Here is an 11,642-nt window from a genome sequence, read left to right on the forward strand (position 1 = left end):
CAAAAACGAATTAATATGAAAAGGCAATTTTTCTTTTACTTAATGCTTATATGTTCAGCAGCAATGTTAGGCTCCTGTTCAAAAAATATAATTGAAAGAACAGATAATTTACCTGCACTCACGCCATCTGATATCGATATTAATGCAGGTACCTGGAAAACTATTTTACTAAAAAGGCCAGATACTTTTGCAGTGAATGCTCCGGCGCTAACAAATTCCCCGGCCTACCTTGCTGAGTTAAATGAGATAAAAGGGTTGCAGCAAAATATAAACAGCGCTCAAAAAAGTATCATTAAATACTGGAGCGCAGGTTCAGTATTAAGATGGAATGAAATTATGCGGGAACTGGTTGAAAAATATAATCTCCCGCCCTATCAAAATCCTGATGGCACGTACCCTGCTCCCAATGCAAACAATCCGTTTGCTTACCCGCAGTTTCCATTTTCAAATCCTCCATATGCGGCAAGAGCTTTTGCTTATATAAGTGCTGCACAATATGATGCATTGGTGGCTGCATGGTATTATAAAAAAATGTATAATCGTTCTGCCCCTTATACAGTAGATTCATCGATAAAAGCATTGGTTCCTAAAACTGTTTTACCGGCTTACCCTTCAGAAGATGCTGTAGTGGCAGGTGTTACAGTCGAAATGATGAAATTGCTTTTTCCTACTGAGATAGCCTTCATTCAGCAAAAGCTGGAAGAGGAAGAAGAATATCGTCTGATAAGCGGAGCTAATGTACGCAGCGATATTGTTGCCGGTGAGGCGCTGGGCAGGCAGGTTGCCGCTGTATTTGTTGCACGTGCCAAATCGGATCATGCAGGCGCAGCTGGCGGATCTCCTCAGTTATGGAGTAGTTTAGCTTCTAATATTTCTGCCCAGGGCCAAACTCCCTGGATTAGCCTGGAATTTCCCAAACGCCCTCCCATGCTGCCATTGTTTGGAAACGTTAAACCATTTCTGTTTGATTCATTAACGGTGATTGCATTGCGCCCGGGACCCCCACCTTCAACATCAAGTGACGACTTCCACCAGGAAAATGCCGCTGCCTGTGCTCAAATCAAAAATCCAACAAGAGAGCAGAACCGGATTGTTCAATTTTGGGCTGATGGGGTTGGTACTTTTACCCCTTCCGGCCATTGGAATGCTATTGCTGCGGATGATTTTATAAAACAAAATTATAGCGAGGTAAGATGGGCGAGAAATATGGCTTTATTGAATATGGGACAGATGGATGCAGCGATTGTTTGCTGGAATACCAAATTTTATTACTTCAATCCAAGACCAAGTCAAATGATTGCTGATATAAAGACACTAACGGGTGTTCCTAATTTCCCATCTTATATTTCCGGTCATTCAACTTTTAGTGAGTCTGCATCTACTATATTAGGCCATATTATTCCTGCCAATGCTTCTAAATATGAAGCCATGTCTGCAGAAGCTGCCAAATCAAGATTTATTGCCGGGATACATACCAAACTGGATTGCGATGCAGGTTTGAAGGTCGGTAAAAGCATTGGAGATTTTGCTGTATACAGGGCAATGACGGATGGGGCTGAATAAAATATAGGGTAAACGTGTTCCTGTTTAAAACAGGATTCTAATAAAGATTTTTTCGTAATCAGTGTTAATACGGTCCTACAGTTCTCTGCGGGACCCTTTTTAAGATTTTAAAATTAATTAAAAATAAATATATAAAACAACTATTTAAATACCACGCAGAACAAAGTAAAATGCGAAATGATAAGACAATCAATTAAAATAGTGGGTGCAATGCCAGTGACATATTAAAGATTTTTTTCGTAATCAGTGTTAATACGGTCCTGTAGTTCTCTACGGGGCCCTTTTTTAATACTTTTTATTATTAATGATCATAAGCAGTTTTGCCATAAGAGGATATGTTTTCGTTCGTGTGTTTTAAAAAGTAAAAAGAATTATCATGCAATCAAAAGTACCATCCCGTAAAACACCAGCTGTATTTTCAGCATTTTCCATCTTGCGTATAAGCGTCGGGGTAGTATATTTTTGGTTTGGCGCATTGAAATTTTTCCAGGGATTGAGCCCTGCAGAACAGCTTGCCATGCAAACGATACATAAAATTACTTTTGGGTTTATCAATGATCGTCTCAACATCATTATGTTGGCGTCATGGGAATGCCTTATTGGCGTTTTCCTTATTATAGGCAAATGGATAAAGCCAGCTCTAATGTTGTTATTTCTCCATATGGTTTGCACGTTTTCCCCTTTTATATTTTTCCCGGATCAGGTATTTCATATTGCCCCTTATGGTTTATCACTTACGGGTCAATACATCGTCAAGAATATAATAATAATTGCAGCCGGACTTGTATTGTGGAAAGTAGAAACACAAAAAGCAATATCTTCTGAAGTCTCATCAATTGTTTCTAAAAGTGAAGAATTTATGCAGGGAAAAAAGATAAGAGAGCATAGCGTTAAAGAGTATGCTATTAATGACAATGGCATTAGTAACTGATAGCAAGGTTAGCCTTGCCATAAAATTTTTTCGTAATTAGTGTTAATACGGCCCTGTAGTTCTCTCAACGACTAGTGTATTGAGGGGACTAAGATCAGTTTTTTTTTATACTTTCTAAAAATTATTTTAATTCTGCGATTATACTTCGCGGGAATTTCCGGTCATCTGAAAATTAATGGAAGTTTTTTTAATATTCCCCATTACTACTTCTATACCATTTGCGTACTCGAATAAATTGTATATTCGGTATTATTAATTTCAAAACGATTGCATGAAAAACTGGCGAATAAAACTTTCCCTTTTTATTAATTATTTCGTATTTGCTATTTTATTGAACAGCTCTGGCATAGCAATTTTGCAGGTGCAAAATAATTTCGGCGTTACGAAAAATGCCGCAGCATGGATTGATCCATGTAAGGATTTAAGCATTGCAATCGTATCTTTTCTTGTGGCTTCTTATATTGCAAAGTTTGGTTACAAGCGTGCGATGTTGTTTGCGTTGGGCATTATCACGGCCATTTGTTTTATCATCCCTAATACTCCTTCGTTTTTTGCAATTAAATTATTATTTGTAGCGGTAGGTTCGTGCTTTGCATTAATTAAAATGAGCGTTTACAGTACTATTGGTATTGTTACAAAAGATTCAAAAGAACATATCAGCATGATGAACTTTATTGAATCTTTTTTTATGGTGGGCAATCTTTCCCTGTATTTTATTTTTAGTTCATTTGTTGATAATTCCAACCCGCAATCTACTGCCTGGTTAAATGCTTATTATTTAATTGGAGGCCTGGCATTGGTGGCATTTATTTTATTATTTTCTGCGAAGCTGGATGAATCTGTGGCGCATACGAATGCAGGAAAACCAGAACAGCCTAAGTTTTCTGATATGTTTAAATTAATGGGAGAGCCCATAGTTATTGCCTTTATTTTCTCAGCGTTTTTTTATGTATTGATTGAACAAAGCATACAAAATTTTTTACCAACATTTAATAATAAAGTGCTGTTATTACCAGCCGTGCTTAGCATACAGATGGGCAGTATTTTAGCAGGTTCAACAGCGTTAGGAAGATTTTTTGCGGGCCTGGTCCTGAAGAAGCTCAATTGGTTTTATGCAATCGTAGGAAGTCTATTACTGGCTGCTTTGCTGGTTATTTTAGCAATGCCGCTTGCAAAAAATGAGGCAGGCAGGCATATAACCGGTTGGTTGGATGCGCCAATCGCAGCTTACATTTTTCCTTTAGTCGGTTTATTATTGGCGCCTGTATATCCTGCAATAAATTCGGTAATTCTAAGCTCTTTACCAAAGCCGAAACACGGAGTTATGTCTGGACTAATAATTATTTTTTCAGCAATCGGAGGCACGTGTGGTTCATTAATCACTGGCTATATTTTTGATAAGTATAATGGACAAACGGCATTTTATTTTACATTGGTTCCCATTGGCATTTTAATAGTTTCTCTTTCGGTATTTAAAAGGCTTCAAAAAAAGCCTTTAGTTGAAGCTTTAAATACGGGTGCAATGCATTAACAATTTTATTTAAAATGAATTTAAATGAGTGTCAAAAATATTTTTTCTCTTGGCGAATTATTTGAAAAAGTTCAGTTGCAAAAAGTTTTCCCCGACAGCAAAACTTTTGTAGATTGTACTCCTAGGTTTGACCTTGCGTATATTCTTCAACGTTATGATGAACAAAAAAAAGAACCTGGATTTAATCTATCTTTTTTTGTTCATGAATATTTTATTGAACCAAAATCTATATCATCCGGTTATATAAGCGATACAAGCCTTCCAATAGAAACTCATCTTGAATTGCTGTGGGATGTACTTACACGCCAGCCTGAGGATACGAATGATTCATTAGTTGATTTGCCCGATCCTTATATTGTGCCAGGCGGCCGTTTCAGGGAAATATATTATTGGGATAGTTATTTTACAATGCTGGGTTTACAGGTATCAAACCGTGCGGACATGATCCTGAACATGGCCAATAATTTTTCATACCTCATTGATCGTTTTGGTTATGTACCTAACGGAAACAGAACTTACTTTCTTGGCCGGTCTCAGCCACCTTTCTTTGCCTGTATGGTAAAACTTTTGGCAGAAGAAAAGGGCGCAGAGATTTTAATAGAATACCTGCCAAGGCTTCAAAAAGAATATGATTTCTGGATGAAGGGAATTGAGGAATTAACTGATGAAAATAAATCTATAAACCGTGTTACACTTTTGCAGGGTGAAAATATATTGAATCATTATTGGGACGAACATGATTTTCCACGACCTGAAGCCTTTGCAGAAGAAATAAAATTATCAGCAACAGCAAAAGATAAAAAAACCTTGTACCGGCATCTGCGTGCAGCCTGCGAATCAGGCTGGGATTTTTCTTCACGCTGGTTTAAAGATGTGAAAGATTTTTCAACTATTCATACTGCCGATATTATTCCTGTTGACTTGAATTGTCTTTTATTTCATCTTGAACAGACCCTTGCCGAAGGATATGAATTGGCCGGCAATAAAAACTCATCTGAGAAATTTATTGCTTTAGCTGCTTCAAGGAAAGAAGCAATAAATACATACTGCTGGAATGAAAACAAAGGATTTTATTTTGATTATGATTATGTTGATGATGTTCAAAAAAATTCTTTAACGCTTGCTGCAGCATTTCCATTATTTTTTGAAATTGCTTCGCAGCAACAGGCTGATAGCATTGCCAAAAATTTGCAGCAATATTTTTTGAAACCGGGCGGCTTGATCTCAACTACTGAAACAACAACGCAACAATGGGATGCACCTAACGGTTGGGCGCCATTACAATGGATTGCAATAATTGGATTGAGAAATTATAAACACGATGATCTGGCAAAAGATGTTGCCACGCGATGGATGAATATTAATAAGAAAGTTTACCAGGCTACCGGTAAGATGATGGAGAAATACAATGTGGTAGCAACTGACACCAAAGCCGGTGGAGGTGAATATCCCGCGCAGGATGGCTTTGGCTGGACTAACGGTGTATACCTTGCCTTAGAAAAATCATTTGGAAAATTGTAATGCTGTTCTTGGTATTATTCAACTCCAATATTGTCACGACCTTCAGGCCATGGGGCATAAAAATTCAGCTGTTGGCTTTAGCCCAAATGAAACTAAAGCCCACCAGGGCCTATTTTTTATTCACGGCCTGAAAACTACGGTAATAAAAAGCCTGATTTACTTCTCTTTAAAATTTATACGATAAAGTTGCACCATAAGTTGCAGGATCGCCTAAATGCACAGCGCCAAAATCGTATGCATAAGCAATATATTTTTTATCGCTTGTATTTCTGCTCCATAAAAATAAATCGCAATATTTTGATGAAACACCTACCCTCAGGTTGATTAAACTATAAGGAGATTGTTTGATAGTATTCGCAAGATCAAAATATTCTGTACCAAGATGCAGCCATTCAACCCGTGCTATTAATTTTGTCTGCTTTGATGCTGCCAGGCTGTAATTGTATTGTAGTGCAAGCATTGACGTTATATCCGGCGTAAAAATCTGTTTCTTTCCATTCAGATCTACCGATTGGCCATTCTGAGATACCTTTAATGAAGTATATTTTGCATCGGTATAGCCGAAGTCGTAATCAAATTGTAAGCCTTTTAACGGCGCTGCAGAGAGTTCAAGGTCTGCTCCTTTGCTGGAAAGCTTTCCTGTATTTTTTGTAACAGTAATAGCATCTGGCAAAATAAGTGTGGGCACTTGTGCATCATTAACATGGGTAAGAAAAACTGCAATATTTAATCTCAAGCGATCATTAAAAAGTGTGTTCTTAATACCTGCTTCAAAATTATTGCTGTACTCTGGTTTATAAGAGTACAGCGGTGGCTGCGAAGGATCAGAAGACAATTGTGTTAGACCGCCTGTTCTGTAACCACGGGTGTAAGTAAGGTACGCATTACTGTTAGATGCCACATGATAACTCAATCCCAGCTTTGGTGAAATTGCACTATAGTTTACAGTGCCTGCAGTGTCAGGCTGTGTAACAAATGTACCCTGGCCATCCTTCTGGTATTCTCCTTCAACATTAAGTTTTCTATTTTCATAATCATAACGAAGGCCTGCAATGAGATCGAGTTTTTTATTTATAGAATAACTTGTTTGTCCATAAAATGCAATGCCGGTATTTTTTCCTGTAGTTGTATTTATGATAGAAAAGTTGGAATCAGGTACGCCCAGCATTCCTGCATCTTTCCCGAAGTGAGTAGCCTGTTTTGTAGGGTTATCCTGGTAAAAAAAATAAGTACCCGCAGTCCATTTAAAAGAAGAACTTTTATTTGCAGGCGAACTAAAACGCAATTCCTGCGTAAACACTTTCACGTTATTCCATTTATTACCATAGTTATTAATAATGGTCACAGCATCTGCAGGTGAAAAATCACCATCAAGAGGCGCATTATAATAACGATGATTTTGTTGCCATGAGGACAGCGAAGTAAAGTTAAATGCAGTTCCGGAATGATTTAAAGTTAATGAAGCGTTTACTGTATTGTCAAACATTTTGCCAATTGCATTTTGACTAAGCTGAAACGGATCTTTAAATGCTTCGTCTACCCCAAACACCAAAGGAAAGGCTCCGTCATTTTTATTGTTTTGATGTTTTACATTTAATGTGATGGCCCATCTTGCATCCGGTATATATTTAAGATAATAATTACCGGTTATGCCCTGCTGGTTATCAAACGAACTATTATTGAACTTGTTGGTATAAAAACCATCGCGTTTATTGAACATTGCAGAAGCGCCAAAGAACAATTTGTTTTTTATAACGGGCAAGCGTATTCCGGCACTATATCTCTGTTCGCCATGGTTGCCGATGTTTAATTCTACAAATCCATTGGTTGCATTAGTTGGTTGTTTGGTGATAATATTGATTACTCCACCCATTGCATTTCTGCCATATAGAGTTCCCTGTGGGCCTCTCAATATTTCTATGCGTTCAATATCATTAAGATTTGAAATATATGTATCAAGGCTAAACTGGTTTACCCCATCAATATAAGTAGCCACTGCCGGATCGTAAGAAGTGGTAACGATACCGCGGATGGAAGTTACATTACGATCGTCGCCTGAATTATTCGAATACAAATTTGGTACAATAGCCGTAAGTTCCTTACTGTTCCATAACTTGTATTGGTGAACTTGTTTTGATGAGATGGAGGTTGTGCTTAACGGAATATTCTGCAGCGATTCTTCTTTTTTCTGGGCAGTTACAACCACTGCGTCCAACTGTACCATAGCATCGATAAGTTGAATGTTTAAATTTGCTCCGCTTGTGGTTACAACTACTTCTTCATTTTTATCTGCGTAGCCAACTGCTGATACAGAAACATTATATGTTCCCGCAGCAATGTGCTGAAAGCTATAATTGCCCCGTGCATCACTAACGGTTCCTGCATTTGTATTTAATAAGTGAATAAAGGCATCTGCAACAGGTTGTGATTTACTGTTTGTAATAGTTCCAGTAATAACCTGGCTATGTACTGCGGCGCTTGCCAGCATTAACAGCATGGCAAACAAAATTTTTTTTCTTATGATCTTGAGCATTTAATTGAGTTTTAAAGAAATAGTCCCTGGATAAGTTGAAACAGGTTTGTTATAAGTTATTTAATAAAAAATTGTATAGATGATAATGCAGCACTGGTAGTTATTTTTTGATCTTTTGCCTTACTTACAATATAAATATTATGAAGTTTTCCATCATTAACCCCGGTTAGAGCACCGCTTAATGTTGCAAATTGCGGAGACGCTTTTCCAGGTTTTCCTGCCGCGCCTTCGCTTAAACCTGCAAAAGTAAATTCACCTATTTTGTTTCCTGAAGGTGCGTCAACATGCAATTCAAACATGTAGCCCGATACTGGGGGCTTCTGCCAGCCCATTGTTATAACAGCACGTGAAATGCCTGAAGGATCAATACTATCAATGCTGAACCAACCTGTGTTTTGTGGCAATACCATATACGTAGTTCCATTGAAAACTGCTTTACTAAAGCCTTGCATTTGCTGCACGCCGTCAAATGAAATTTTACTGTTATGCAATGCAACAGAATTACTGCCCATCAAAGGCTTGATATTATTTCCGCCATTGTCAGTATAATCTGCGGAAATGTATAATACGCCGTTATCTTTTACAGGTTTGTTTAAGGTTGCGTTTACCTGGCCTTTTGCGGGTAAAGATTTTATTTTTTTGTTTTGAGCCGCGAGGGATAACACCCATGATATAATTTGTTTAGCATCGCTTTCTTTTAAATTAGGATGCGCAGCCATTGCCACCTCGCCCCATGCGCCGCTTCCGCCTTTTATTACTTTTTGCGCAAGATAGGTCATGGCATTTGGATCTTTTTGATAACGCTGTGAGACCATCGTAAATGCAGGCCCGATTGATTTTTCATCTACCTTATGGCAACCTTTGCAGTCTAAAGACATCATTAAATTTTTACCCATCATAACCTGGCTTATCAGCTGGTGACCCTGTGTTGATCCTGCTTTACCGGTACCTTCTGCATAATCGGCTGAAACAACCAGGTTGCTCAAATCTTTTACTTTGGCTGTATCATCTTTGTCGTTAATATCAACGTGGTATTTTACATCGTGGCCGGGGAAGTAAAATGTTTTATTGCCATCAATCACTATGTTTACGGTGGGTGCCTCGTTGCCTGCATATACATTTACCACGCTGCTTTTTGACGAAGCATTTTTATCATCTTTTACTTCTGCTGAAATCGAATAGTCGCCGACGTTAGTTAGCGTGTATTGGAGCTTTGGTTCGTTTGTATTAACCTTTGTGCCATTGCCCAGATCCCACACATAGGATAGCTTATCATTGTCGGGGTCTTTTGCGGCAACGGTCGCTGTTATTTGCAAAGGCAGATCCCCCGATGTTTTATCCACGCTTATTGAAGAGATTTCCGGAGGCCTGTTTCCTGAGATATAATCGATGCGTGCCAAGCCGGCATCAGGGTTTTTGGCAAACCATCCGCTGCCATATTCTAATACATAAATTCTGCCGTCAGGACCAACTTCCATATCAGAAGGGTTTGCAAATTTTGTATGTAACATGAAAGGTTCCATGTTATCAAAATCACCGTTAGGTAACATCGTCACTACTTTTATCCAGCCGCGTATCCATTCATAAATAAACAGTTTCCCATTGTAATAATCCGGGTAACGGGTCTCTTCCGGGTATAAGTCCGGGTAATAAACCGGCCCGGCCATTGCACACCTGCCGCCGCTTCCCACCTGCGGAAAATCTTTTGAAGCTGCATAAGGATACCAGATAAATGCAGGTTGCGCCGGAGGTAATTGCTGTAACCCGGTGTTATTGCGTGAATTATTTATAGGCTTTGCAGGATCGAATGCAGCACCGGATTGGCCTGTTGCGTAGTTGTATTCACGGTAAGGAAGATTGTTGGCGACGAAAAAAGGCCAGCCAAAGAAACCGGCTTTCCTTGCCTGGTTAAATTCATCATAGCCACGTGGGCCACGGGTATCCATACTGTCATTGTTTGCATCGGGGCCAACTTCTCCCCAATAGAGAAATCCAGTCTTTTGGTCTACAGAAATACGATAAGGGTTCCGGTCGCCCATTACATAAATCTCCGGCCTTGTTTTATTGGTGCCTTTTGGAAATAAATTGCCATCGGGAATCGTATAGTTTCCTTGTTCATCTACATCAATGCGTAGTATCTTACCACGCAGGTCATTCGTATTTCCGGCACTGCGGCGATCATCATAATGCTCATGACCGGGACGATCATCTAACGGAGCATAACCATGACTCGCAAAGGGTTGATTGGGTTCATCAAAAGGAGTTGTGTTGTCGCCTGTTGATAAATATAACATCCGATCTTTACCAAAAGCAATGGAACCGCCCGTATGGCAACATATTTCTCTTTGAGAATATAATTGCAAAATCATTTTTTCTGATTTTGGATCAATCGAATCATTATTAAAAGTGAAACGGGATAAACGATTCACGGAGGTATCTACGGGGCTATAATATATATACACGTAATGATTATGTGCAAAATCAGGATCCTTCTGAATGCCCAGTAATCCTTCTTCTGCGTTGACTCCGGGTGTATGTAGCGTTTTCCAGTAAACATTCAAGAAGCCCACCTGCTTCACTGTTTTAGTATCGTTTTTATATAACAATATTTCTCCGCGCCTTTGTGCAATCAGTACGTCAAGGTTTGGAAGAATCGTCATTTCTGTTGGTTCAAAAAAAGTGCCCTGCACCAACTGTGTTTTTACAAAGCGGTCTTCTTCTGGTATGGGTGGCGTCTTTACTTTTGCATAATCCAATTCTTTATTGTCGCCCATTGCATATTTAATTCCGCCGAGAATGTGCTTTAAATAATTGGGTTCGCTGTACGATTCTTCTGTATGGCCCAGCTCAGTGTACCATGCTCTTCCGCCATCATAATCATGATACCAGGCCATAGGATGATATTCTCCGTTAGTACCGCCTTTATAACTTTTTTCATCAATGGTTAACAATACATGTACATCGTTGCTAAGATTTTTAAAATTATACCACTCGTCTTTTCTTATCCAGGGATCGGGTAAATGTTTGGTAGAAATATCATTCTTGTCTACTACGTGTAGGCTTGCCTGTTGTTGTTCTGGATGGCCATTGAAATTAGCTCCTACCAGCCTCGTGTACCAGCCCCAATGATAGCCTGCATCTGTTGCGGCATGAATGCCAACAAATCCGCCGCCGGCTTCAATGTAACGCTGGAAGGCATTTTCCTGGTAATTATTTAAAAGGACATCATCGTTATCAGTTGTACTTAAAAATACTACTGCCGCGTACTTTTTTAAGGTATCCTCGTTAAACATTTCCGCATTGGAAGTGGTATCTACATCAAAGTTATTTTCCTGTCCTAGTTTTATAATGGCGTTAGCTCCTGTAGCTATAGAGGAGTGATGAAATCCAGCTGTTTTGGTAAACACCAATAGCCTGGGCGTGCCTGAACGTTTGTTACAACTGTAAAGAAATAAAATGAAAACGGAAATCATAACCGGGCAAAATCGTGTGCAATTTTTCATGTGATATTTTAAAATGATGGTTTCTGGTAAATTATTATTTTGATCAAATGTACTTAAAAT

At 38.8% G+C, this 11,642-nt stretch carries 6 protein-coding genes; 4 read left to right on the forward strand and 2 right to left on the reverse strand.

The window, feature by feature from the left end; genetic code table 11:
• Positions 1–15: 15 nt before the first annotated feature.
• The 4 genes from FW778_RS15675 to treA all read left to right on the forward strand — a co-directional run bounded on the left by FW778_RS15675 (position 16) and on the right by treA (position 5,546).
• The gene (locus tag FW778_RS15675; protein WP_150415743.1) at positions 16–1,563 is read left to right on the forward strand and encodes a phosphatase PAP2 family protein; all 1,548 of its coding nucleotides are present in this window, start codon (positions 16–18) and stop codon (positions 1,561–1,563) included.
• 376 nt (positions 1,564–1,939) lie between these two features.
• Positions 1,940–2,494 carry a DoxX family membrane protein gene (locus FW778_RS15680; RefSeq protein ID WP_150415744.1) on the forward strand — a complete coding sequence of 185 codons (555 nt, stop codon included), beginning with the start codon at positions 1,940–1,942 and terminating at the stop codon, positions 2,492–2,494.
• Between the two features lie 271 nt (positions 2,495–2,765).
• On the forward strand, positions 2,766–4,025 hold the full coding sequence (locus FW778_RS15685; protein ID WP_150415745.1) for an MFS transporter: 1,260 nt from the start codon (positions 2,766–2,768) through the stop codon (positions 4,023–4,025).
• Between the two features lie 24 nt (positions 4,026–4,049).
• The gene (gene treA, locus FW778_RS15690; RefSeq protein WP_150415746.1) at positions 4,050–5,546 is read left to right on the forward strand and encodes an alpha,alpha-trehalase TreA; all 1,497 of its coding nucleotides are present in this window, start codon (positions 4,050–4,052) and stop codon (positions 5,544–5,546) included.
• Between the two features lie 166 nt (positions 5,547–5,712).
• Here treA and FW778_RS15695 read toward each other — a convergent pair whose 3' ends face one another.
• Both FW778_RS15695 and FW778_RS15700 read right to left on the reverse strand, forming a co-directional pair.
• Positions 5,713–8,079 (reverse strand): TonB-dependent receptor, encoded by a 2,367-nt coding sequence (locus FW778_RS15695; RefSeq protein WP_150415747.1) that lies wholly within the window; start codon positions 8,077–8,079, stop codon positions 5,713–5,715.
• A gap of 56 nt (positions 8,080–8,135) precedes the next feature.
• Positions 8,136–11,582, reverse strand: a complete 3,447-nt coding sequence (locus FW778_RS15700; protein WP_150415748.1) for a ThuA domain-containing protein — start codon at positions 11,580–11,582, stop codon at positions 8,136–8,138.
• Between the last annotated feature and the right edge of the window lie 60 nt (positions 11,583–11,642).

Origin of the sequence: Ginsengibacter hankyongi (assembly GCF_008710285.1) — a bacterium.
Taxonomy (GTDB): Bacteria; Bacteroidota; Bacteroidia; order Chitinophagales; family Chitinophagaceae; genus Ginsengibacter; species Ginsengibacter hankyongi.